This is a genomic window from Rhizobium sp. BK456, assembly GCF_014194045.1.
In the GTDB taxonomy this organism is placed as follows: Bacteria; Pseudomonadota; Alphaproteobacteria; order Rhizobiales; family Rhizobiaceae; genus Rhizobium; species Rhizobium redzepovicii.
Window position 1 is genome coordinate 1060737 of sequence record NZ_JACIAO010000001.1, and the last position, 22854, is coordinate 1083590.

The 22854-nt window shown below is 63.9% G+C and carries 20 protein-coding genes; 16 read left to right on the forward strand and 4 right to left on the reverse strand.

The features are described from left to right. Window positions 1–100 precede the first annotated feature (100 nt). The 8 genes from ubiE (at window position 101) to FHX03_RS05605 (ending at window position 10073) form a co-directional block, all read left to right on the forward strand. On the forward strand, window positions 101–877 hold the full coding sequence (gene ubiE, locus FHX03_RS05570; RefSeq protein WP_097624637.1) for a bifunctional demethylmenaquinone methyltransferase/2-methoxy-6-polyprenyl-1,4-benzoquinol methylase UbiE: 777 nt from the start codon (window positions 101–103) through the stop codon (window positions 875–877). A gap of 48 nt (window positions 878–925) precedes the next feature. Then, window positions 926–2500, forward strand: coding sequence for a 2-polyprenylphenol 6-hydroxylase (ubiB, locus tag FHX03_RS05575; protein ID WP_097624636.1), 1575 nt, complete (start codon window positions 926–928; stop codon window positions 2498–2500). Window positions 2501–2699: 199 nt separating this feature from the next. Further along, on the forward strand, window positions 2700–4286 hold the full coding sequence (locus tag FHX03_RS05580; protein WP_097624635.1) for an aromatic amino acid lyase: 1587 nt from the start codon (window positions 2700–2702) through the stop codon (window positions 4284–4286). 24 nt (window positions 4287–4310) lie between these two features. Continuing rightward, the gene (locus FHX03_RS05585) at window positions 4311–5690 is read left to right on the forward strand and encodes a dihydroorotase (protein ID WP_183852844.1); all 1380 of its coding nucleotides are present in this window, start codon (window positions 4311–4313) and stop codon (window positions 5688–5690) included. Then, window positions 5687–6967 (forward strand): Zn-dependent hydrolase, encoded by a 1281-nt coding sequence (locus FHX03_RS05590; protein ID WP_183852846.1) that lies wholly within the window; start codon window positions 5687–5689, stop codon window positions 6965–6967. Before FHX03_RS05585 ends, FHX03_RS05590 begins: the two co-directional genes overlap by 4 nt. Further along, window positions 6948–8045, forward strand: coding sequence for a DUF917 domain-containing protein (locus tag FHX03_RS05595; RefSeq protein WP_097624632.1), 1098 nt, complete (start codon window positions 6948–6950; stop codon window positions 8043–8045). Before FHX03_RS05590 ends, FHX03_RS05595 begins: the two co-directional genes overlap by 20 nt. A 3-nt stretch (window positions 8046–8048) precedes the next feature. Further along, window positions 8049–8378 (forward strand): TfoX/Sxy family protein, encoded by a 330-nt coding sequence (locus FHX03_RS05600; RefSeq protein WP_097624631.1) that lies wholly within the window; start codon window positions 8049–8051, stop codon window positions 8376–8378. 33 nt (window positions 8379–8411) lie between these two features. After that, on the forward strand, window positions 8412–10073 hold the full coding sequence (locus FHX03_RS05605) for a urocanate hydratase (RefSeq protein ID WP_183852848.1): 1662 nt from the start codon (window positions 8412–8414) through the stop codon (window positions 10071–10073). Window positions 10074–10090: 17 nt separating this feature from the next. Here FHX03_RS05605 and FHX03_RS05610 read toward each other — a convergent pair whose 3' ends face one another. After that, window positions 10091–10477 (reverse strand): VOC family protein, encoded by a 387-nt coding sequence (locus tag FHX03_RS05610; protein WP_097624629.1) that lies wholly within the window; start codon window positions 10475–10477, stop codon window positions 10091–10093. Then, a complete protein-coding gene (locus FHX03_RS05615; protein ID WP_183852850.1) occupies window positions 10474–11724 on the reverse strand; it encodes an MFS transporter in 1251 nt (416 codons plus the stop codon). The genes FHX03_RS05610 and FHX03_RS05615 overlap by 4 nt, the downstream gene beginning before the upstream one ends. A gap of 91 nt (window positions 11725–11815) precedes the next feature. Between FHX03_RS05615 and FHX03_RS05620 the strand changes: the two genes are divergently transcribed. Continuing rightward, window positions 11816–12691, forward strand: a complete 876-nt coding sequence (locus FHX03_RS05620; RefSeq protein ID WP_183779115.1) for a LysR family transcriptional regulator — start codon at window positions 11816–11818, stop codon at window positions 12689–12691. Between the two features lie 100 nt (window positions 12692–12791). Here the strand turns inward: FHX03_RS05620 and FHX03_RS05625 are convergent, their stop codons facing one another. Beyond that, entirely contained in the window at window positions 12792–13697 is a 906-nt protein-coding gene (locus tag FHX03_RS05625; RefSeq protein WP_183779113.1) for a LysR family transcriptional regulator, read from the reverse strand. 125 nt (window positions 13698–13822) lie between these two features. Between FHX03_RS05625 and FHX03_RS05630 the strand changes: the two genes are divergently transcribed. The 3 genes from FHX03_RS05630 (at window position 13823) to coaBC (ending at window position 16854) form a co-directional block, all read left to right on the forward strand. Then, a complete protein-coding gene (locus FHX03_RS05630; protein ID WP_097624625.1) occupies window positions 13823–14587 on the forward strand; it encodes an SDR family oxidoreductase in 765 nt (254 codons plus the stop codon). A gap of 135 nt (window positions 14588–14722) precedes the next feature. After that, window positions 14723–15472: an SDR family oxidoreductase gene (locus FHX03_RS05635; RefSeq protein WP_183779111.1), complete on the forward strand. Its 750-nt coding sequence runs from the start codon at window positions 14723–14725 to the stop codon at window positions 15470–15472. A gap of 176 nt (window positions 15473–15648) precedes the next feature. Then, complete coding sequence (gene coaBC / locus FHX03_RS05640; RefSeq protein WP_183779109.1) at window positions 15649–16854, forward strand: bifunctional phosphopantothenoylcysteine decarboxylase/phosphopantothenate--cysteine ligase CoaBC; 1206 nt, start codon at window positions 15649–15651, stop codon at window positions 16852–16854. 29 nt (window positions 16855–16883) lie between these two features. On the opposite strand, the gene FHX03_RS05645 is transcribed toward coaBC, so the two are convergent. Then, entirely contained in the window at window positions 16884–17696 is an 813-nt protein-coding gene (locus FHX03_RS05645; RefSeq protein ID WP_097624622.1) for a class II glutamine amidotransferase, read from the reverse strand. A 507-nt stretch (window positions 17697–18203) separates the two neighbouring features. On the opposite strand from FHX03_RS05645, the gene FHX03_RS05650 reads away from it, so the two are divergent. The 4 genes from FHX03_RS05650 to FHX03_RS05665 all read left to right on the forward strand — a co-directional run bounded on the left by FHX03_RS05650 (window position 18204) and on the right by FHX03_RS05665 (window position 22315). Continuing rightward, on the forward strand, window positions 18204–18881 hold the full coding sequence (locus FHX03_RS05650; RefSeq protein WP_097624621.1) for a FadR/GntR family transcriptional regulator: 678 nt from the start codon (window positions 18204–18206) through the stop codon (window positions 18879–18881). Continuing rightward, the gene (locus tag FHX03_RS05655) at window positions 18878–20170 is read left to right on the forward strand and encodes a CynX/NimT family MFS transporter (RefSeq protein ID WP_183852852.1); all 1293 of its coding nucleotides are present in this window, start codon (window positions 18878–18880) and stop codon (window positions 20168–20170) included. The genes FHX03_RS05650 and FHX03_RS05655 overlap by 4 nt, the downstream gene beginning before the upstream one ends. Before the next feature lie 200 nt (window positions 20171–20370). After that, on the forward strand, window positions 20371–21903 hold the full coding sequence (locus FHX03_RS05660; protein ID WP_131710686.1) for a S10 family peptidase: 1533 nt from the start codon (window positions 20371–20373) through the stop codon (window positions 21901–21903). A 10-nt stretch (window positions 21904–21913) separates the two neighbouring features. Next, window positions 21914–22315, forward strand: coding sequence for a GFA family protein (locus FHX03_RS05665; protein ID WP_097624618.1), 402 nt, complete (start codon window positions 21914–21916; stop codon window positions 22313–22315). Window positions 22316–22854: the final 539 nt, after the last annotated feature.

Sequence of the window (22854 nt, forward strand, 5' to 3'; positions counted from 1 at the left end):
TAGCGCCAGTGGTCCGCGGAGAGCGCGGCCCAGTGATAACGTCGCGCGCGGTCTTTCGCTATGGCCTGCGCGGCTGAATATCGAGGAACGGAGCAGTCTGATGCCTGAAAGCCGCACTTCCGCCGATGGCGGCATGGAGACCTCCTACGGCTTCCGCGAGGTGCCGGGCGGCGAGAAGCAGGACCTGGTCAACCAGGTGTTCCACAAGGTCGCCAAGCGCTACGACATCATGAACGACGTCATGTCGATGGGCATGCACCGCGCCTGGAAAGACGCGATGATTTCGGCGCTGAACCCGCGCAAGGAGCAGGGCTACAAGGTGCTCGACGTTGCCGGCGGCACCGGCGACATCGCCTTCCGCATCGTCGAGGCCTCGGGCCGGCAGGCGCATGCGACCGTGCTCGATATCAACGGCTCGATGCTCGGCGTCGGCGCCGAGCGGGCGGAAAAGAAGAAGCTTTCCGGCAATCTCACCTTCGTCGAGGCGAATGCCGAGGAACTGCCCTTCGAGGCGGCGAGCTTCGACGCCTATACGATCGCCTTCGGCATCCGCAACGTGCCGCGGATCGATGCCGCACTGTCAGAGGCCTATCGCGTGCTGAAGCGCGGCGGACGGCTGCTGGTGCTCGAATTTTCCGAGGTCGACATGCCGCTGCTCGACAAGATTTATGACGCCTGGTCGTTCAATGCCATTCCGCAATTCGGCAAGGCGATTACCGGCGATGCCGAACCCTACCAGTATCTGGTGGAATCGATCCGCAAATTCCCCAACCAGGAGAATTTCGCGGCGATGATCCGTCAGGCCGGCTTTTCCCGCGTCACCTACACCAACTATACCGGCGGCATCGCCGCGCTGCATTCCGGCTGGAAGCTCTGAGGGCATGAGGGAAGCAAACACCAACCTCGGCCGGCGGGGCACTGCAGCATGAGCACGTTCGGGGCCTATTTCCGCCTGTGGCGCGTCGGCTGGGTGCTCGTTCGTGAGGGCGTCGTGTCAGCTCTGCCGTCCGAAGGCCTGCCGCCTCCGGTGGCGCTCGCCAAATCCTTCGTGACGATTTTCGAGCGCAGCAAGGCGCGCCATCAGAAGCGCAGCGACCGGTTGGCGCATGCCGTCGAGCGGCTCGGCCCCTCCTATGTGAAAATCGGGCAGTTCCTGGCAACGCGGCCTGACGTGGTCGGCGTCGAATTCGCCAACGACCTGTCGCAGTTGCAGGATCGGATGGCCTTTTTCCCCTCGGCTGCGGCCAAGGCCAATATCGAAGGCTCGCTCGGGCGGCCGATCGGCGAACTCTATGCGAGCTTCGGCGAGCCGATCGCCGCCGCCTCGATCGCCCAGGTGCATCCGGCCGAAGTCGAAACATCCGAGGGCCGCAAGAAGGTCGCCGTCAAGATCGTGCGGCCCGGCGTGCGCCAGCGTTTTGCTCATGACATCGAGGCGATGTACCTCGTTGCCCATATGCAGGAGCGTTTCCTGGCCTCCAGCCGACGGCTGCGGCCGGTCGAGGTGACGAAGACGCTGGAGCAGACGACGAAGGTGGAGATGGATCTTCGCCTCGAGGCGGCCGCCCTCTCCGAAATCGCCGAGAATACCGAAAAGGATCCCGGCTTCCGCGTGCCGAAGGTCGACTGGGAGCGCACCGGGCGCGACGTCATCACCATGGAATGGATCGACGGCACCCGCATGTCCGACGTCGAAGGACTGCGCGCGGCCGGCCACGATCTCAACCTGCTTGCCGACACGCTGATCCAGTCCTTCCTGCGCCACACGCTGCGCGACGGCTTCTTCCATGCCGACATGCATCCGGGCAATCTCTTCGTCGATGCGGACGGCATGATCGTTGCGGTCGACATGGGCATTGTCGGACGGCTCGGCAAAAAGGAACGGCGGTTCCTCGCCGAAATCCTCTATGGCTTCATCACCCGCGACTATATCCGCGTCGCCGAGGTGCATTTCGAGGCGGGCTATGTGCCGGGCCACCACAATGTCGAGAGTTTTGCCCAGGCGATCCGGGCGATCGGCGAGCCGATCCATGGCCAGCCGGCCGAGACGATCTCGATGGGCAAGCTCTTGACGCTGCTGTTCGAAGTGACCGAACTCTTCGACATGGCGACACGGCCGGAGCTGGTAATGTTGCAGAAGACCATGGTGGTGGTCGAGGGCGTGTCGCGCATGCTCAACCCGCGCTTCAATATGTGGAAAGCCTCCGAGCCTGTTGTCGGCGACTGGATACGCACCAATCTCGGCCCGAAGCGGATCGCCACCGATCTCAAGGATGGGCTGAAGGCGGCGGTCAAACTTGCCGAAGCCGTGCCGGAAATTGCGGCGAAGACCGAAAAATTCCACCACCAGCTTCTGCACATGAGCGAACACGGCTTACGCTTCGACGCGCAGACGGCTGAGGCGATCGGCAAGGCCGAGGCGCGGCACAACCGCTCGGCCAGGATCGCCCTTTGGGTCATTGCATTGACGCTTCTCTATATTGCCTGGATGCTGAGCTGATCCATCGGTAAAACATGCTGTGTTCGGCATTTAGGATATCCCATGCGACCGAGGGCTCGCTTAGTCTCGCCGTTAGAGCATGATGCCGAAGTGTAAGCGGTTTTCGGGCGACATCATGCTCTAGCTCTTTAATTTGGAACGGGATTCAGATTTTCGGCCGGACCGGCCTAAGATCATCCTGTTCTAGGAGATATGGCACATGCAGCACGAACGCCCTGGCATCGAACTTTCCGGACGGCCGCTCGGTTTTGCCGAGATGGTGACGATCGGTGCGGGCAAGGCGACGATTTCGGCTTCGGCCACCGGCATGGCGCGCATCGCCATTGCCCGCGAGATCGTCGAGGATGCGATCGCCTCCGGCATGCCCGTCTACGGCTCGACGACTGGCGTCGGCGCCATGAAGGATGTGGAATGGTCGGCCGACGAACTCGACACCTTCAATCTCGGCCTGGTGCGCGCCCATCATTTCGGCACCGGCACGCCGTTTTCCTGCAATGTCGTCCGCAATGCCATGGCGATCCGCGTCAATACGGCTCTGACCGGCCAGGTCGGCTGCACGCCGGAGTTGATCGAGGCCTATATCACCATGCTGAAAGCCGATCTCATCCCGGTCGTGCGCCGCACCGGCTCGATCGGCTGCGCCGATATCGGCCTGATGGGGCAGATCGGCGCGGTGCTGACCGGGGTCGGCGAAGCGATCTATCGCGGCAACCGCATGCAGGCAGCGGAAGCCTTCCGGGCGGCCGGGCTGGAGCCGGTGCGGATGGCGCCGCGCGACAGCCTCGCCTCGCTCAGCATCAATGCGGTAAGTTTTGCCGCGGCGGCGGAAACGACGCGCAATGCGGCGGCCTCGATCCGGATCCTGCTGGCGACGGCGATGATGGCGGCCGGTGCGCTCGGCGCATCGCGTGATCCGTGGAAGGCGGTCCGCCATGTCGGCACCGCGCGCGAGGCGCTGATCGGCGCCTGGCTCTGCAACGCCTCCGATGACTGGAACTGGCCTGTTGCAACGCATGTGCAGGATCCGCTCAGCCTGCGCATGATTGCCCAGGTGTTCGGTGCGGTCATCGAAAACCTGCTATCGACCGGCCACAAAATCCTTGCCGCCACCGGGCGTTCGGACGACAATCCCGTCGTGGTCGAAGGCCGGGTGATGACCTCGGGCGGATCGCTTCCGCTCGACGTGACGATCCTGCTCGAATCGGCCGCCCTCTGCATGGCGCATGCGGCGCGCAACGCCTTCAACCGCTGCGTCATTCTCGGCAACGGCCAGCGGCGCGACCTGCCGGTCAATCTCGTGCCGCCGGGGCGGATCGCCACCGGATTCGGGCCGATCATCAAACTTGCCGGCGAGATTTTTTCGCGCGTGCTGTCGATGTCCAATCCGGTGTCGGCGCAGTCGCTGGTGGTGGCGGCCGGGCTGGAGGACGAGGCGGCGTTCCTGCCGCTGGTCATCGAGCGCTTCGAGCGGCAGATGCAGGCGTTGAAGCGCCTGGCGGCGCTGGAGGCACTGCTCTCCGCCCAGGCGATCGACATCCTCGGCGATGAACCGAAGGGCGTTGCCGCCATGCTCTACGAGGTCGTGCGCAAACATGCGGATTTCTATATCGTGGACCGGCCGCTTTCGGCTGAGGTGGAGGCAATCGAGGAGGAGCTCGGCTCGGACGACTTCCTGTCGAGACTGACTGCACAGGTTCCGATCGCCTCCTTCGACGATTTCTTTGCGCTCGGATCACTGGAGCATATCGAGGAGCGGCTGACCCGCCACGAGGCGCAGGCAATCTGAACTCAGCTTTTTGGAGGAGCCGACATGGACTTCGATCTCGTTCTGCAGGGCACGGTGGTGCTGCCGGACCGCATTGTCGAAGCGGGTTATGTTGCCGTGCGCAACGGCAAGATCGCCGAGGTCGGCCTCGGCGTGCCGCCTGCGGCGCGGGAACGCCACCTGCTCGGCAAAGCACTGATCCTGCCTGGCGCGATCGACGCGCAGGTGCATTCGCTCTCGCAGAAGGACCAGGAGGATTTCATCTGGTCGACGCGGTCGGCAGCGGCCGGCGGCGTGACAACAATCGTCGATATGCCCTATGACGAGGGCGATCTTGTCTGCTCGGCGGCGGCAGTCAAACGCAAGATCGACCATGCCGGGCAGCAGGCGCGCGTCGACTTCGCGCTTTACGGCACCGTCGACCCGGAAGAAGGCCCGGCGCGGATCGGCGAGATGGTCGAGGCCGGCGTTGCGGCGTTCAAATTCTCGACCTTCGGCACCGATCCCATGCGTTTTCCGCGCATTCCGCCGACCCTGCTCGACGCCTGTTTTGCGGAGATCGCTCCGACCGGGCTGACGGCAGGCGTGCACAATGAGGATGACGAGGCGGTGCGCAGCTATATGGCTGAGGTGAAGGCAAGCGGCGTCACCGACTGGCGGGCGCACGGCCTGTCACGGCCGCCGATCACTGAGCTGCTGGCGATGCATACGATCTTCGAGACCGGTGCCGTGACCCACTGCCCGGCGCACGTGGTGCACTGCTCGCTCGGGCGCGGCTACGATATCGCCCGCGCCTATCGCCGCGACGGCTTTGCGGCGACGGTCGAATGCTGCATCCATTATCTGACGCTCGACGAAGAGAACGACGTCAAGCGCCTCGGTGGCAAGGCGAAGATCAATCCGCCGGTGCGGCCGCGCGCCGAGGTGGAGACGCTCTGGCGGAAGGTGGCCGAGGGTGATGTCTGGCTGGTCTCGACCGATCACGTCAGCTGGTCGGAAAACCGCAAGACCAATCCCGACATGCTCGCCAACGCCTCAGGTGTTCCCGGCCTCGAGGTGATGGTGCCGCTCTTCGTCAAAGGCGCCATCGAACGCGGCATTCCCCTGACCTGGGCAGCGCGGCTCATGGCCGAAAATCCGGCCAGGCATTTCCGGCTCGACCATATCAAGGGGGCGCTGACGCCGGGCAAAGATGCCGATATCACCGTGCTCGAACCGAGGGACAGCGTCTATGACGCTGCGGCAAGCGGCAACAATGTCGTCGGCTGGAGCCCTTACAACGGCATTCGCCTGCCCTGGACCGTTTCCGCCACCTATCTCAGGGGTGAAAAGATCGCCGAAGGCGGCAAGGTGCTGGCCGAGCCCGGCAGCGGACGGTTCGTGCGGCCGTTGCCGCGCCAGGTCATTGCGGGAACGGATGCATGAACCGAAATCTTCCCATCAATGCCGGCCGTATCGCCAGGGATATCGAGGCGCTGGCCGCGATTACCGAGCCGGGGCACCCCTGGACGCGGCGGGCCTTCTCACCGCTCTTTCTCGAAGGCCGGGCCTATATCGAAGCGAAGATGAAGGCGGCGGGACTGGAAACGCGGATCGATGCCGCCGGCAATCTGATCGGCCGGCGCACGGGCCGCAAGCCCTGGCTCGGCACGATCATGGTCGGTTCGCATTCCGACACGGTGCCGGACGGCGGCCGCTTCGACGGCGTTGCCGGGGTGGTCTCGGCGCTGGAAGTGGCGCGTGCGCTGAGCGACCAGGCGATCGAACTCGACCACGATCTGGAGATCGTCGACTTCCTTGCCGAGGAGGTTAGCATCTTCGGCGTCTCTTGCATCGGCAGCCGCGGGATGACCGGGCAATTGCCGGAAGCCTGGCTTTCCCGCGTCAGTGGCGGTCTCGATCTTGCCGAGGGCATCGCTGAGATGGGCGGCGAGCCCGGCGTGCTGGCGCAGCAGAAGCGGCCGGATCTCGCCGGCTTTCTCGAGCTTCATATCGAGCAAGGACCGGTGCTCGAAGCCGAAAGAGAGGATATCGGCATCGTCACCGCGATTGCAGGCATTACCCGCATCGAGATCACCGTCGAGGGACGGGCCGATCATGCCGGCACGACGCCGATGGACCGGCGGGCGGATGCGCTAGTGGCAGCCTCGCAGCTGGTGCTCGACATTCGCAACGCCGCGGCTGAGCTCTCCAAAACGCCGGGCCACTTCGCGGCGACGGTCGGTGAATTCAGGATCGAGCCGAATGCCGCCAATGTCGTGCCGTCGAAAGTGGTGCTGCTGATCGATGGCCGCGCCGAGATTCGTGCCGACATGGAGGCCTTCTGCCGCTGGCTCGATGGCCATGTCGAAAAGCTGGCCACCGCCTATGGCGTCACGATCGAGACGCCGAACCGGGTCTCCGACAATATGCCGACGCCGGGCGATGCCGGCCTGCTTTCGACATTGGAGACTGCCTGCCAACGCGTCGGCGCCAAACATCGGCGCATGGCCTCCGGCGCGGGACACGATACGGCCTGGATCGCCAAGGTGGCGCCGGCGGCGATGATCTTCGTGCCCTGCCGGGGAGGACGCAGCCATTGCCCCGACGAACGGGCGGAAAATGACGATATTGCGCTCGGCGCCGCCGTGCTGTTCGAGGCGGTGCGCGAGATGGACACGGATTTGACGCGGGAGAAGACCGATGGGACGCATACTGGTTGAGAAGGACGTGGAAGCCGCGGTCAAGGGCGGCTCCGTCTATGCCGCCGGTGGCGGCGGCTGGGCCGATCACGGGCGGATGCTCGGTTATGCCGCCGTCAATGTCGGCAAGCCCGAGCTGGTCTCGATCGACGAGTTGAAGGACGAGGAGTGGATCGCCACCGCGGCTGCGATCGGCGCGCCGGCCTCCACCACCCCCTGGGAAATGCAGGGCATCGATTATGTGAAGGCGGTGCAATTGCTGCAGGAGGCACTCGGCGAAAAGCTTTCCGGGCTGATCATCGGCCAGAACGGCAAATCCTCGACGCTGAACGGCTGGCTGCCGTCAGCGATCCTCGGCACCAAGGTGGTCGACGCGGTCGGGGATATCCGCGCCCATCCCACCGGCGACATGGGCTCGATCGGCATGGCCGGCTCGCCGGAGCAGATGATCCAGACCGCGGTCGGCGGCAATCGGGCCGAAAGCCGCTATATCGAACTGGTGGTGAAGGGCGCGACCGCGAAGATCTCGCCGGTGCTGCGCGCCGCCGCCGATCAATCCGGCGGCTTCATCGCCAGTTGCCGCAATCCGCTCAGAGCCTCCTATGTCCGCAGCCATGCGGCGCTCGGCGGCATTTCGATGGCACTTTCGCTCGGTGAGGCGATCATCGCGGCGGAGAAGAAGGGCGGATCTGATGTCATCGACGCGATCTGCAAGACGACGGGCGGACATATTCTTGCCGAAGGAATCATTACCCGCAAGGAGGTCGTCTACACCAAGGAAGCCTTCGACATCGGCACGATCACCGTCGGCGCGGGCGAAAAGTCGGTGACGCTGCATGTGATGAACGAATATATGGCGGTGGACGATGCGGATGGCGGGCGGCTTGCCACCTTTCCCGCGGTCATCACCACGCTTTCACCACAGGGCGAGCCGCTCAGCGTCGGCCAGCTCAAGGAGGGCATGCGGGTGTTCATCCTGCATGTGCCGATGGATATCATTCCGCTGTCGGCAAGCGTGCTCGATCCGACCGTCTATCCCGTCGTCGAAAAGGCGATGGGGATCGAGATCGCCCGCTATGCACTGGCGACGAAGGCCTGAGCCATGGCGCGCGATCGGGGTCTCGAAGAACTGATGCGTGAGGAACTCGGCGATCGGCCGGGTCTTGCCGAAAAATCGATGTTCGGCGGCTGGGCCTTCATGCTGAACGGCAATCTTCTCTGCTGCGCACGCCATGACGGCATGCTGATCCGTCTCGGCAAGGGCAATGACGACTGGGCGCTGGCACTGCCAGGCGTGATCCAGATGCTGTCGGGCGAGCGGGTGATGCATGGCTGGGTGCGAGGCGGTGCCGAAGTTTATGGCGACGATACCCTGAGACGGCGTTTGCTCGATGCGGCACTCGCCTATGTGGAATCGCTGCCCAGGAAATAACGAACGAAGGCAGAGCAAAACGAGGAACCCACGATGCCGAAGGCCAATCCACGTCATCCGAAATTTCCGATTCCCGGCGGGCCGGAACTGCGCGCCAAGGGCTGGCGGCAGGAGGCGCTGCTGCGGCTGCTCGAAAACGTGCTCTCCGTCGGCGAGGACCCCGACAATCTGATCGTCTACGCCGCGCTCGGCAAGGCGGCCCGCAACTGGGCGGCGCATAGGGGCATCGTCAAAGCGCTGACCGAGATGGACGAGGACCAGACGCTGCTCATCCAGTCCGGCAAGCCGATCGGCCTCGTTCGAACGCATGCCAAGGCGCCGCTGGTCATCATGGCGAACTGCAATATCGTCGGGCAATGGGCAAAGGCCGAAGTGTTCTACGAGCTGCAGCGCAAGGGGTTGATCTGCTGGGGCGGGCTGACGGCCGGCGCCTGGCAATATATCGGCAGCCAGGGCGTCATCCAGGGCACCTACGAGATCTTCATGCGCATTGCCGAGCGGCGCTTCGGCGGCGATCTCCTCGGCCGGTTCGTGCTGACGGCCGGCCTCGGCGGCATGGGCGGGGCGCAACCTCTCGCCGGCCGCATGGCAGGGGCTGCAATCCTCTGCATCGACATCGATCCGGAGCGCGCCCGCAAGCGCCAGCAGATCGGCTATCTCCAGGAAGTCGCTCCCGATCTCGATACCGCCCTTCAGATGATCGATGCAGCGGTGAAGGACAAGCGGGCGCTGTCCGTCGGCCTGGTCGGAAATGCGGCGGAGGCCTATCCCGAGATCGCCCGGCGCGGCATCGTGCCCGACATCGTCACCGACCAGACCTCGGCGCATGACCTCGTCTACGGTTACGTGCCGAAGGGTATGAGCCTCGATCAGGTCAAGGGTCTGCGCGACGACGGCCAGGGGCAGTTGATGGCGGCAAGCCGGGCCTCGATCGTCGAGCATGTGACGGCGATGCTGGAATTCCAGAAGCGTGGCTCGGAGGTTTTCGACAACGGCAATCTCATCCGCACGCAAGCCCGCGAGGGCGGTGTCGCCAATGCCTTCGACATTCCGATCTTCACCGAAGCCTATCTCAGGCCGCTCTTTGCCCGGGCGATCGGCCCGTTCCGCTGGATGGCTCTGTCAGGCGAGGAGAGCGATATCGCCCGGATCGACGATCTGCTGCTCGAGATGTTTCCCGATAACAAGATCATCACCAACTGGATCCGGCTGGCGCGCGAGCATGTGCCCTTCGAGGGGCTGCCGGCCCGCATCGCCTGGCTCGGCCACGGCGAACGCACCGCACTCGCAAGGCGCGTCAACACGCTGGTTGCGAGCGGCGAACTCAAAGGCCCGGTCGCCTTCTCCCGCGACCATCTCGATGCCGGCGCCATGGCGCATCCGAATATCATGACCGAGGGCATGAAGGACGGCTCCGACGCGATCGCCGACTGGCCGCTGATCGATGCGATGATGCTCTGCTCGTCGATGGCCGATCTCGTCGTCGTCCATTCCGGCGGCGGCGGCTATGCCGGCTACATGACGAGCTGCGGCGTCACCGTCGTCGCCGACGGCACCGATGCCGCCGACGAGCGGCTCGACCATGCGCTGACCAATGATACGGCGCTTGGCGTCATGCGTTACGCCGATGCCGGTTACGAGGAGGCGCTGGATGAGGTGGCGAAGAAGGACGTGCCCTATATCCGGCTCGGTTGATGTGCGGGAGGCCGACGTCAGGCAATCAGATTGGAGACCTCGAGGAGGTTGCCGTCGGGGTCCCTGAAATAGACCGAGCGCAAACGCCCGGTCGCGCCGGTGCGCTCGACCGGACCCTCTTCGATGGCAACGCCTAAGGCCTCCAGATGGGCGATGACATCGGCAAGCTGAGTGTCGGCGATGAAGCAGAGGTCGCCGGAGCCGGGTGTGGGTTGCCTTGCCTTGGGATCGAATTCGTGGCCGGCATGGTGCAGATTAATCTTCTGCCCGCCGAATTTCAGTGCTTTACGGCCTTCAGCAAAGGTTTCGACCGACATGCCGAGGATGCGGGAATAGAAGTCGCAGCTGATCGCGATATCGGCGACGGTCAGCACGAGATGGTCAAGCCGGTCTATGCGGATCATGCTTTTCTCCTCGCGAGGTGCTGCGCAAGACAGGCGGAGACAAAGGCCAGCGCCAGCATGGCAAGCGTGAAGATAACGACGGCGGCCCAGCCTTCAACCGCGAAGAACCAGCCGCCCGCCGAACCCATGAGGCTGGAGCCGACATAATAGGCGAGCATATAGAGCGACGAGGCGTGCCCTTTGGTGCCATGTGCCAGCTTGCCGACAAGGCCGCTGGCGATCGAATGGCTCATAAAGAAGCCGGTCGTGAGCACGATGATACCGAGGATAATCGCCGGGAGCGAGGCAAAGAGCGTCAGCGCGCTGCCGGCGGCGGTGAGTGCCAGACCGAAGAGAAGCACGGAAAAGTGCCCGATCCGGTCTCCCAACAGGCCGCCGATCGAGGAGGCGCCGATGCCGAAGAGGTAGACGGTGAAGATCAGGCCGAGTTCGGTCTGGTTGAGGCCGTAGGGCGGCGCCACCAGGCGGAAGCCGGCATAATTGTAGATCGTCACAAAGGAGCCCATCGCCAGGAAGGCGATGGCGAAGATGAAGGGCAGCGCCGGATTGCGGAGATGGCCGAGCCAGGCCTTTGCATGAAAGCGTGGGTCGAAGCCCGGCCGGCGGACGAAATTGCGTGACGGTGGCAAGAGGGCGATAAAGCCGAGCGCGGCGGCAAGGCCGATGGTGCCGATGATGAAGAGCGCCGGACGCCAGGTGAGATATTCGGCGAAGATGCCGGTGAGCACACGGCCGGACATGCCGCCGAAAGCCGTGCCGCCGACATAGAGACCCATGGTGGCGCCAAGGCCGCGCGGATCGATTTCCTCGGCGAGATAGGCCATGGCAACGGCCGGCACACCACCGAGAACAAGGCCCTGAAGCGCGCGGATGACGAGCAGCAGATGCCAGTTCGGGGCAAAGGCGGTGGCAATGGTCAGCAATGCCGCCCCGACCAGCGATATCGACATCAGGCTGCGGCGGCCGAGACCTTCCGAGACGGCGGCGGCGCAGACGATGGCGACCGCCAGGAAACCGGTGGAGAGCGAGAGGGACAGCGAGCTTTCGGCCGGGCTGACGGCGAATTCCTGCGAGAAGATCGGCAGCAGCGGCTGGACGCAATAGAGCAGCGAGAAGGTGGAGAAGCCGGAAAGGAAGAGTGCCAGGCTGGCGCGGCGATAGGCGCCGGTGCCACGGGTCAGGTAGTGCTTCTGCCCTGGGATCGGAGCTGTCTCGGAGGTCTTCACTGCATGCACTGACGGCGGCATATCTTCATCCTTCCGGTCTCCGATCTAGTCAAAGCGCCTCCATTTGTCCAATATATGAGACCGTCGATTCCGATAGGTTTTGGAGATAGCGATGGAGCTGCGGCATCTCAGGTATTTTCTGGCGGTGGCGGAAGAAGGCAATTTCACGCGTGCCGCCGGCAAGCTCGGCATCGGGCAGCCGCCGCTCAGCCAGCAGATCCGCGACCTGGAGTGGGAAGTGGGTGCGGCGCTGTTTCACCGTGTGCCGCACGGCGCCGAATTGACGGCAGCGGGCGCGGCCTTCCTTGGCGAGGCAAAGGCGTCGCTGGTGGCAGCTGAGAAGGCGAAGCTTGCGGCGCAAAGCGCCAATCGCGGCGAGACCGGCCGGCTGTCGCTCGGCTTCACCGCATCCTCCGCCTTCAACCCGGTGGTCAGCACGACGATTCGACTGTTTCGCGCACGCTGGCCGGAGGTTCGGCTGTCGTTGACGGAAATGAATACGCTGGCGTTGATGCAGAAGCTGGAACGCGGCGAGCTCGACGCCACCTTCATGCGCCCCAGCTTGGACGATCCCGCCGGCATCCGGCTGCGGCGGCTGCCGGACGAGCCGATGGTGATTGCCCTGCCCGCCAGCCATCCTCTGGCAAGACATCGCAGCCTGCCGCTTGCAATGCTGGCGGACGAACCCTTCATCCTCTTTCCCCGGCTCGTGGGCTTGAGCCTCTACGACGATGTCGTGCTCGCCTGCCGCAAGGCGGGATTCGAGCTGACCGTGGCGCAGGAGGCGCCGCAGATTTCCTCGGTCGTCAATCTGGTGGCGGCCGATCTCGGCGTCTCGATCGTGCCGGCCTCGATTTCGCAGATCAAGCTCGAAGGTGTGGCCTACCGGCCGATCGAGGGGCCTCCGGCCGTGGCGCGCCTGGCGCTGGCAATCCTGAAAACACATCGCTCGCCGGTCACCGAGAACCTGATGAGCCTGCTGAGCTAAAGCGCGTCGCGATCTTTCAGATTCGCTCTTCGCGCTTTAGGTCTTTGTTTTTGCGCATGTCGTTGTCGCAAAACCGCTGCACACTTTTGCGCGACATGCTCTAGCCCGCCGGATCCCAATAGGGCGGATCGCCAAAACTCTTCTTCAGGTGATCGGCGATGGCACGGAGCTTGGCGGAGGGGTTTCGGCCCTCGGGATGCGCCATGTAGATGAATTCGGCCTCCGGCTTGTGACCGACATCGATTTCGGCAAGCCGGCCCTCGCGGATGGCCGGGCCGGCGATGAAGGCGGGCAGCAGCGCAATGCCGAGGCCGGCAATCGCGGCGTCGCGGAGCATGTCGCCATTGTTGATGCCGAGCGCCAGTTTCGCACGGACGACGATCGCACCCTCCGGCGTCTGGAAGCGCCAGTCGGCAACGCCGCGATTGGTGTAGAAGATGCCGCGATGGCTGTTAAGATCGGCCAGCGACGACGGAATTCCCTGGCGGGCGAGATAATCCGGTGAGGCACAGAGAAGACGGCGGCTTCGCGTGAGCTTCCAGGCGACCAGCCTGTTATCGGCGATCGGACCATTGCGGATAATGGCATCATAGCCGTCCGAAGCGGCATCCACCCGTCGATCATCGATATCGAGGGTCAGTTCGATCTCGGGATGTTTGGTGAGAAAGGGATAGAGCGCCGGGCCGAGATGCATGCGGCCAAAGGTGACGGGGGCGGCGATGCGGATCGGGCCTGACAGCGTTCCGCGCCGCTCCGCCATATCGGCCGCGGCCTCCTCGATCTCGCGCACGATGCGCGCAGCCCGCTCCAGGAAGACCGTGCCATCCTCGGTCAAAGTAAGCTTGCGGGTCGTTCGGTGCAGCAGGATGCCGCCGAGCGACTTCTCCAGCTCGGCCAACCTTTCGCTGACGACGGATTTGGACAGCCGAAGACGCCGGGCCGCCTCGCTGACCGAGCCTGCCTCGACCACGGCGACAAAAGCCGCAATGCCTTCTATCCTGATCATCGTTCGGTCTTTCCGAATTCGAATTCCCCGATCTGGAGACTAATCCGAACGAAAGGAAAATGCCATCTTCCATTCAACGGAAGGGACGGCAAGGGCCGCCTCACCTCAACACAGGAGATGGAACCATGAACCGCTTGAACAACAAGGTCGCGATCGTCACCGGCGCAAGCTCCGGCATTGGCCGGGCCACGGCAAAACTCTTCGCCGCCGAAGGCGCCAAGGTCGTCGTCGGCGCCCGCCGTCAAGGCGAACTTGACAGCCTCGTTGCGGAGATCAAGGCGGAGGGCGGCGATGCCGTCGCCATTGCCGGCGACGTGCGCTCGGAAGATTATCACAAGGCGCTGGTCGCCGCCGCCGTGAGAAATTACGGCAAGCTCGATATCGCCTTCAACAATGCCGGCACGCTCGGCGAAGCCGGTGCGAGCACCGCCGTTTCCGAAGCGGGCTTCAGCGAGGCGCTGGCGATCAATCTGACGGCCTCCTTCCTCGCCGCCAAGCACCAGATCGGGGCGATGGTGGAAAATGGCGGCGGCTCGGTGATCTTCACCTCGACCTTCGTCGGCTACAGCTTCGCCTTCCCGGGGGTTGCCGCCTATGCCGCCAGCAAATCCGGCCTGATCGGCCTGACACAGGCGCTTGCCGCCGAATTCGGACAGCAGGGCGTGCGCGTCAATGCCATCCTGCCGGGTGCGGTCGATACCGACATGTATCGGGACATGAACGATACGCCTGAGAAGCAGGCCTTCGTCACCAATCTGCATGCGCTGAAGCGTGTCGCAACACCCGAAGAACTTGCCCGCTCGGTCCTCTACCTCGCCTCCGACGATGCAAGCTTCGTCACCGGTACGGCGTCGCTGGTCGACGGCGGCGCTTCGATCACCCGCACCTGAGGCGGCGCGGCGCGGTTATCCGCTGCGGGTTGATGATCCTTCAACGCGCCGGCTTATCGCGCCGCCTTTTTCAGAGCATTCTCGCATTGAACAAGAACGGGCCACGCCCCAACATTCGGTCAAAGGAACTTCATCATGTCACGCCTGCAGAACAAGACAGCCCTCATCACCGGCGGCACCAGTGGCATCGGCCTCGAGACCACCCGCCAGTTCATCGCTGAAGGTGCCCGCGTCGTCGTTACCGGCAGCAGCGCGGCAAGCGTCGAGGCGGCCCGCGCCGAATTCGGCAGCAAAGCCACCGTCATCCAGGCCGATGCCGGCAATGCGGTCGGCCAGAAGGCCGTCGCCGATAGCGTGAGAGAGACTTTCGGCACGCTCGACATCCTCTTCGTCAACGCCGGGGTCGCCGAATTCGGGCCGCTGGAACAGTGGAGCGAAGCCGCCTTCGACAAGTCGGTTGATATCAACGTTAAGGGCCCATTCTTCCTGATTCAGGCGTTGCTGCCGATTTTTTCGAAGCAGGCTGCGATCGTGCTCAACACTTCGATCAACGCCCATATCGGCATGCCGAATTCCAGCGTCTATTCGCTGACGAAGGGTGCGCTGCTGACGCTTGCCAAGACATTGTCGGGCGAACTCATCGGCCGCGGCATCCGCGTCAACGCCGTGAGCCCCGGTCCGATCGCCACGCCGCTCTACAGCAAGCTCGGCGCTTCGCAAGCCCAATCGGAGGCGATGACTGCGCAGATCCAGGCCCAGATTCCCGTCGGCCGTTTCGGAACCCCCGGCGAAGTCGCCAAGACGATCGTTTTCCTCGCCTCCGATGAGGCGGCCTATATCGTCGGCAGCGAACTCATCATCGACGGCGGGATGAGCAACCTCTGATCCACGAGTGCGGCGGAGACTGGCTGCCGCCGCAGCTTGCCCGCCTCGGCATGGCGATCGCGATCGTCATGCGGCGGCTTCCGGAGTAGCTCCGATGCCTGTCGTCCTCGCGATTGCATGTTCTCCGCCAAAGGCTTAGGGTCGGGACCGGTCAATAAGGCGACGGGAAGAAAGCCATGGCTCTCAGCGGCAAACGCATCCTCCTCATCATCTCCGGCGGCATCGCCGCCTATAAGAGCCTGGATCTGATCCGCCGGCTGCGCGAGCGCGGCGCCAGCGTGCGCCCGGTGATGACCAAGGGCGCCCAGGAATTCGTCACGCCGCTGGCCGTCGGCGCGCTGGCGGCTGACCATGTTTTCCTCGATCTGTTTTCGCGTGAAGACGAGCAGGATGTTGGCCACATCAGGCTGGCGCGCGACTGCGACCTCGTGCTGATTGCCCCGGCCACCGCCGACCTGATGGCGAAGATGGCAAACGGGCTGGCCGACGATCTCGCCTCGACCGTGCTTTTGGCGACGGAGAGGCCGGTGCTCGCGGCACCGGCGATGAACCCCAGAATGTGGGCGCATCCGGCGACGCGGCGCAATGCGGCGCTGCTCCGGGCAGACGGCATCCGCTTCGTCGGGCCGATGGCCGGCGAGATGGCCGAAAGCCGCGAGGCCGGGCTCGGCCGGATGGCGGAGCCGCTGGAGATCGTCGCGGCCGCCGAAACCATGCTCGACGACGGGGAGAAACCGCTGAAGGGACGCAAGGCGATCGTCACCTCAGGCCCGACGCATGAGCCGATCGACCCGGTGCGTTATATCGCCAACCGCTCCTCCGGTCGGCAGGGGCATGCGATCGCCGCCGCCCTTGCCAAACTGGGAGCTGAGGTGACGCTGGTCTCGGGTCCTGTGACGATTGCCGACCCTGTCGGCGTCAACACCGTGCATGTCGAACGGGCGGAGGAAATGCGCGACGCCGCGCTCGCGGCGCTGCCGGCCGACATCGCCGTCATGGTCGCGGCTGTGGCCGATTGGCGGGTGGCCTCGGCCGCCGACCAGAAGCTGAAGAAACATCCGGGCGAATCCATTCCGACGCTGGCGCTGACCGAGAACCCCGATATCCTCAAAACCGTCGGCCATCATACGATGCGGCCGAAGCTGGTGATCGGCTTTGCCGCCGAGACGCAGGACGTCGAAAGCAATGCAAAGGCGAAACTCGAGCGGAAGGGCGCCGACATGATCGTCGCCAATGACGTCTCGCCCGCCACCGGCATCATGGGCGGCAGCCGCAACAGCGTCAAACTCATTCGCCGCGACGGCGTCGAGCAATGGCCTGATCTGGCGAAGGAAGAGGTTGCCGAAAGGCTCGCGGCGCTGATCGCCAAGCAACTGAGCTAATCGCCTGCGGCTCCGCTACTGCCAGGCGTTTAGGCAGGAATGGCCACGCGCTGGGGCTTTGCGGCACTCCGCTTCTCCGGCCGGAAGTCGGCGACATTGATGCCATCTTTACCGACGGTGACGGCGCTACCATCGGGAATTTCCGCCCAGGCATCGACATCGTCGTTCAACGGCTCGGAGACGAGGCAATAGCCGGCGCTTGCAGGTGAGGCATAAAGCGTCGGCGCCTTGCGATCGGTGGCATAGCGGATCGCATAGAGCGTCTTGCCGTCGGAGAAGGCGGCAGTGAAGCGCAGCACAATCGAGCCGAGGATGCTTTCGGCCAGATCCTCGACAAAACCGACCATCTGGGCCATCGCAGCGATCGGCGCCTCGCGCAGGCCGAATTGCAGCGCCAGCAGAAACATCAGCTCGGAATCGGTCGTGCCGCCGCGGGCGTTGAACAACTCGTCGTCGAGCATCGCTTCCATCGGCCGGCGCAGGCGCTCGAATCCTGAAATCTGGCCGTTGTGCATGAAGGACCAGGTGTCATGCGTGAAGGGGTGGCAATTGTCGCGGCGCGTGCCGCCGCCGGTGGCGGCGCGGACATGGGCGAGAAAGAGTGGCGAGCGGATCTGCCGCGCCAGGCTCTTCAGATTGCAATCCGACCAAGCCGGCAGGATATCGCGGTAGCGGCCGGGCTCGGGCCTGTCGCCATACCAGGCGATGCCGAAACCGTCGCCATTGGTCGCCGTCTTGGCGCGGGTAGCGCAATGCGACTGCTCGATCAGCGAATGGGCGGGCGAGGATACCAGCTCCTCGAGATAGAGAGGGTCTCCGCGATAGGCTGCCCAGCGACACATGGCTTTCTTGCTCCGGACCCCGCCGCCGCACCGGCGGGCATGCTGAAATTGTCTGTCGTCGCGGCTAATAACAGCTTAACGCGCCGCCGATTTGCAAGCGCAAGATGACGGATTCATGACTCTGGCATCTTCAAATTCGGCGAAAGTCTGTGTCCTTTTGTGAACATACGGATTGCCTTGCGGCAGCGCGTTGCACGGATTTGTTCTTGCATCTGAAAAGAATCAGCCTACCTTTGACCTATCAGCAACAGAAAGAAAGGAAGGTGATCCAATGTCTAATGAGATTTCGGACCTCGTAACGGGCATGGGAGAGGTGATGAAAGCGAGGCAGCCCTCGCTGTAATCCCGCCTTCCTGGGGCTGCGTAGACAGCCCAGGCCAGTTTGAGGCCAAACTCATGGAAAGGGTCGCCGAGGCGGCCCTTTTTATTGCCCTGATATAAGATCGTTGACGGACCATCGAAATCCCACTACTCATAAAGTCATCAGATGACTTTATGAGTAGTGGGATGCGCGCAATCAGCAGGACCAATCTCGCCGATGATGCCGTCGAGGCGATCCGCAGCGATATTCTTGGCAAACGCTGGGCGGTCGGCGAGAAATTGCCGAATGAAGCCTCGCTGTCTGCCATGCTCTCGGTAAGCCGCGGCACGGTGCGCGAGGCGGTGCGGGTTCTCGTGTCGCAGGGTTATCTCGAAACAAGGCAGGGTTCGGGAACCTATGTGCGGGCGACCAGCGATGCCGGCCGGCCGCTGACCATGGCCCGGCGCGCCAGCCTGCGCGACCAGTTCGAGGCTCGCCTGGCGCTCGACGTCGAGGCCGCGCGGCTGACCGCGCTTCGCAAGACGCCGGAGACGGTTGCCGGGCTTCGCCGGCTGCTTGCCGAACGCGGCAGTTACGACGGCGGCGATCAGGCCGCCTTCATCGAACGCGACCTCGCCTTCCACAAGGCCGTCATCGCCGCTTCGGGCAACCGGGCGATGATCGAGATCTACGATTTCTTCTCGGCCTCGATCGCCGATACCATCGCGGCGACGCTCGGGAAGGATATTCCTGAACCGGATATGCAGGCGCATGCCGATATCGTCGACGCCATCGAAACCGGCGATCCGGACAGGGCGGATTTGGCTGTGCGCCGCTTCATGGCGCCGGTTCTTGCCGCCCTCGACCGGATGATCCTGTCATGAACACGCCTTCCCGCGATCTCGCCGCCACGCTCGACCCATCCGACGAACTGCTGATCGATGCCGAGGCCGGCAGCCTGCCGCCGCCGCAGGCAACACCGGTCCGCGGAGCCGCGGATCGTTTCCTGCTTGGCGCCAGCCTTGTGCTGATCGCCTTCAACCTGCGCCCGGTCTTTTCGAGCGCTTCGGCGCTGCTGCCGGAGATCCGCTCGGAACTTGGTCTCACCGCGCTCGGCGCCAGCCTGCTGACGACGCTGCCGGTCGTCTGCCTCGGCGCATTCTCGCCGCTTGCACCGCGTCTTGCCCAACGCCTCGGTTCCGAACGGACGCTACTCGGCGTCATCCTGCTTCTGACCCTTGGCACCGCTTTGCGCGGGCTCTCCTCCGTACTGCTGCTTTTTATCGGCACGGCGCTGGCAGGCGCCTGCATCGCCGTCGGCAACGTGCTGCTGCCGGGGCTGGTGAAGCGGGATTTTGCCGGGCGCGCCGCGCTGATGACCGGCTTCTACACCATGGCGCTCTGCGCGGGTGCGGCCAGTGCGGCGGGGCTGACACTGCCGATCGAACACGCGCTCGGCGGCTCTCTCCAAGGCGCGCTCGCTATCTGGGCACTGCCGGCGCTCGTCGTCGGGCTGATCTGGCTGCCGCAGGTTCTGCGCAGCGGAGGCAAGGCAAGGCGAAACGGATTTCATGTCAAAGGCCTCTGGCGGGATCGGCTCGCCTGGCAGGTGACGCTGTTCATGGGTCTGCAATCCGCACTTGCCTATTGCGTCTTCGGCTGGCTGGTTCCGATCCTGCGCGAGCGCGGCCTCGACGGCGTCACCGCCGGGGCGATCGTATCGCTCTCGGTGATGGTGCAGGCCGCATCCTGCCTGATCGTGCCGCATATCGCCGTGCGCGGGAAAGACCAGCGGCTGATCAATGCGAGCCTTTGCGGCGTCGCCGTCACGGCCCTGCTCGGCCTGCTCTTTGCGCCGCTGTCGACCGTCTGGCTCTGGGCTGTGCTGCAGGGCATCGGCCAGGGCGGGCTGATCGCGGCGGCGATGACGACGATCGTGCTGCGGTCGCGCGATCCCGATGTCGCCGCCCATCTGTCCGGCATGGCGCAATGCGTCGGTTACCTGCTTGCATCAATCGGCCCGCTCATCGTCGGCCTCATCCGCGGCTGGACCGGCAGCTTTTCCTGGTGCGCCGCCCTCTTCGTCGCGCTTGGGCTCGGAGCCGCGATCAACGGCTGGAAGGCCGGCCGGTCGATCGAGATCGATGTTCATGCCGTGGAGAAGGTGAGCTGAGCCCTCACCGGCCCATCACCATCTCTTGATGCCGGTCGCCCGGCCGCGGATGTTACGCTATCTCTAGAGCGCGTCGCATCAAACTTGATTCATGCGACGCGCTTTAGCTCTTTGTTCTTACGCATGCCGTTGCCGTAAAACCGCTGCACGCTTTTGCGCGACATGCTTTACCTGCAGCCCGTACCGCCGGAGGAGACATCTTGCGTTTACGACCTCTGTTTCTGTTTGCAGCGCTGGCGGTGTCGCTGGCCCCTGCCCTTTCCTCGGCTGAGGAAAGCACCCAACCCGGGGCAAATGTCGAGCGCAGCGCGCGCGACGGCGTGCTGAAGCTGCTGCCGGCCGATTCCGTCACCGAGCACGAAATGACGATCGGCGGCCGGAAGTTTGCCTATACCGCAACCGCCGGCACACTCGATCTCTTCGGCCAGGACGGCGCGCCGACCGGCGCCATCTTCTACACCGCCTATGTCGCGAAAGGCGGCGGCCCGGGCCGGCCCCTGACCTTCGCCTTCAACGGCGGCCCGGGTGCGGCTTCCGCCTTCCTGCATCTCGGGCTGGTCGGGCCCAAGGTGCTCGATTTCGGGCCTCAGGCGCGCGACGGCGCGCATGCGCAGCTCGTCGACAACCCACAGAGCTGGCTTGAGTTCACCGATCTCGTGCTGATCGATCCGATCGGCACCGGCTGGAGCCGGACGGTGAAGGCCGACGACGCCTCCAATTATTACAACGTCAACGCGGACGCTCAGAGCATCGCCAAGGCGATCGCGCTTTATGTCGCGCACAACAACCGCTCCAACGCGCCGAAATATCTTCTCGGCGAGAGCTATGGCGGCTTCCGCGCCGCCAAGGTCGCCTCGGCGCTGCAGGAAAGCCAGGGCATTATCGTCGCCGGCGCGGTGATGCTGTCGCCCCTGCTCGAGGGCCAGTTGATGTTCAACGCCGATCAGTTCCCGCTCGGCGCAGCACTGGAGCTGCCGTCGCTCGCGGCGGCCGAACTCGACCGGCACAACGCCTTTGACGAAGGGAAGCTGCGCGAAGCGGAAACCTTCGCGCTTGGGGATTATCTGACGACGCTCGCCGGGCCGCCGCCGACGGGCGCCAATGCCGCCGCCTTCTATGGCAGGATTGCCGGGCTGACGGGCATCCCTGAGGATATCGTCACGCGCAACCGCGGCTTCCTCGGCAACTCCTTCGTCAAACATTCCGACGGGGGCAACGGCGAAGTGATGAGCCCTTACGACGCCTCTTTTGCGGCCCCCGACGCCTATCCTGAATCGGATTACGACCGCGGCGACGACGCCATTCTCGATGGCTTCGCCCGCGCCTATGGCGGCGCCTTTGCCGACTATGCCCGCAACCAACTTGGCTTCAAAACCGAGATGACCTATTCGCTGCTCGACAGCGATATCAGCCGGCGCTGGGAATGGGGCAGCGGACGCGGCGGCGGATCGCGCTTCCAGGCAAGTGCGACCGATGACATCAGGCAGCTGCTTGCCTCGAACACGGCCTTCCATCTTTTGATCGCGCATGGCTACAGCGATCTGGTGACGCCCTACGGCGTCAGCCGCTACGTGGTCGACCACTTGCCGCCATCGCTTAGCGGCGGCCGCGTCGGGCTGAAACTTTATCGCGGCGGCCATATGTTCTATACCAAGGCCGATCAACGGGCCGCCTTCACGGCGGATGCCAAGGCCTTCTACGCCACGCACCCGGCCGCGCAGCCGGCGGATTGAGGAAATGCGGATGCATATCACCGGAGGATGCCATTGCGGCGCCATCCGCTATCAGGCGGCGATCGAGCCGGAGCGGGTGTCGATCTGCCATTGCACCGATTGCCAGCGGCTGACCGGCTCTGCCTATCGCATCACCGCGCCGGCGCGGCCGGGAAGTTTCGAGCTCACCTCAGGCGAGCCGCGCGGCTATGCAAAATACGGCGACAGCGGCGGCCTCAGCCGGCAATTCTTCTGCCCGAACTGCGGATCGCCGCTCTACCGCACGGATGGCGACGGCGGCGCGATCGGCATCCGCCTCGGCGGCATCGACCAGCGGCGGGAACTCACCCCGAGGAAGCAGATATGGTGCCGCTCGGCCTTGCCCTGGGTGGAGAATATCGAGCCGCTGCCACGGTCCGACGGCGAAGACTGAGAAACATTCGGCGCGACCCCTTGCCTTGCTCTTGTCGCAACCGGACGCCGCGTCGGATCTTTGAATATCGCCGCGCCGCAGGTCCGCGTTTGACCTGGCGAAATGTCAACGCAATGTATTCATTCGCAAAAAACGGAAAAAATTCTGCTAAGGCTCAGTACAGATCCCCCATTAGCTCAAACTTGCTAAGTGCAAATTCGCCCAACTTATAGTATAAAAGAAAGCGGAGGGGAATTGCATGGCGTATTCGGTGGGGGTTTCATAGTCATAAATGTCTTTATTCCGGATTTTACAAACTCTTTCTTGCATTTTAAGAGGATGTAATATTTGGAGTTGTCGTTATGGCAACCTCTGTACATGGACTTTGGTCTTAATCCACCGACGGACTTTGGTCTTAATGCCCTCCAACTGACTGGCGCCCTCCATCGGCGAGACAATCGCGACTCGATGGAAAGCAGCAAGTTCGATGCGCGGGGGGAGACCTGCCGGGTGCATTCGGCGCCCGGGGCCTGGACCCCTGCGACTCTAACCGAGGGAGC

Excerpts from the sequence above, each read along its gene's own strand:
- ubiE (WP_097624637.1), top strand. The coding sequence starts at position 101 with ATGCCTGAAAGCCGCACTTCCGCCGATGGCGGCATGGAGACCTCCTAC.
- ubiB (WP_097624636.1), top strand. The coding sequence starts at position 926 with ATGAGCACGTTCGGGGCCTATTTCCGCCTGTGGCGCGTCGGCTGGGTG.
- FHX03_RS05580 (WP_097624635.1), top strand. The coding sequence starts at position 2,700 with ATGCAGCACGAACGCCCTGGCATCGAACTTTCCGGACGGCCGCTCGGT.
- FHX03_RS05585 (WP_183852844.1), top strand. The coding sequence starts at position 4,311 with ATGGACTTCGATCTCGTTCTGCAGGGCACGGTGGTGCTGCCGGACCGC.
- FHX03_RS05590 (WP_183852846.1), top strand. The coding sequence starts at position 5,687 with ATGAACCGAAATCTTCCCATCAATGCCGGCCGTATCGCCAGGGATATC.
- FHX03_RS05595 (WP_097624632.1), top strand. The coding sequence starts at position 6,948 with ATGGGACGCATACTGGTTGAGAAGGACGTGGAAGCCGCGGTCAAGGGC.
- FHX03_RS05600 (WP_097624631.1), top strand. The coding sequence starts at position 8,049 with ATGGCGCGCGATCGGGGTCTCGAAGAACTGATGCGTGAGGAACTCGGC.
- FHX03_RS05605 (WP_183852848.1), top strand. The coding sequence starts at position 8,412 with ATGCCGAAGGCCAATCCACGTCATCCGAAATTTCCGATTCCCGGCGGG.
- FHX03_RS05610 (WP_097624629.1), bottom strand. The coding sequence starts at position 10,477 with ATGATCCGCATAGACCGGCTTGACCATCTCGTGCTGACCGTCGCCGAT.
- FHX03_RS05615 (WP_183852850.1), bottom strand. The coding sequence starts at position 11,724 with ATGCCGCCGTCAGTGCATGCAGTGAAGACCTCCGAGACAGCTCCGATC.
- FHX03_RS05620 (WP_183779115.1), top strand. The coding sequence starts at position 11,816 with ATGGAGCTGCGGCATCTCAGGTATTTTCTGGCGGTGGCGGAAGAAGGC.
- FHX03_RS05625 (WP_183779113.1), bottom strand. The coding sequence starts at position 13,697 with ATGATCAGGATAGAAGGCATTGCGGCTTTTGTCGCCGTGGTCGAGGCA.
- FHX03_RS05630 (WP_097624625.1), top strand. The coding sequence starts at position 13,823 with ATGAACCGCTTGAACAACAAGGTCGCGATCGTCACCGGCGCAAGCTCC.
- FHX03_RS05635 (WP_183779111.1), top strand. The coding sequence starts at position 14,723 with ATGTCACGCCTGCAGAACAAGACAGCCCTCATCACCGGCGGCACCAGT.
- coaBC (WP_183779109.1), top strand. The coding sequence starts at position 15,649 with ATGGCTCTCAGCGGCAAACGCATCCTCCTCATCATCTCCGGCGGCATC.
- FHX03_RS05645 (WP_097624622.1), bottom strand. The coding sequence starts at position 17,696 with ATGTGTCGCTGGGCAGCCTATCGCGGAGACCCTCTCTATCTCGAGGAG.
- FHX03_RS05650 (WP_097624621.1), top strand. The coding sequence starts at position 18,204 with ATGCGCGCAATCAGCAGGACCAATCTCGCCGATGATGCCGTCGAGGCG.
- FHX03_RS05655 (WP_183852852.1), top strand. The coding sequence starts at position 18,878 with ATGAACACGCCTTCCCGCGATCTCGCCGCCACGCTCGACCCATCCGAC.
- FHX03_RS05665 (WP_097624618.1), top strand. The coding sequence starts at position 21,914 with ATGCATATCACCGGAGGATGCCATTGCGGCGCCATCCGCTATCAGGCG.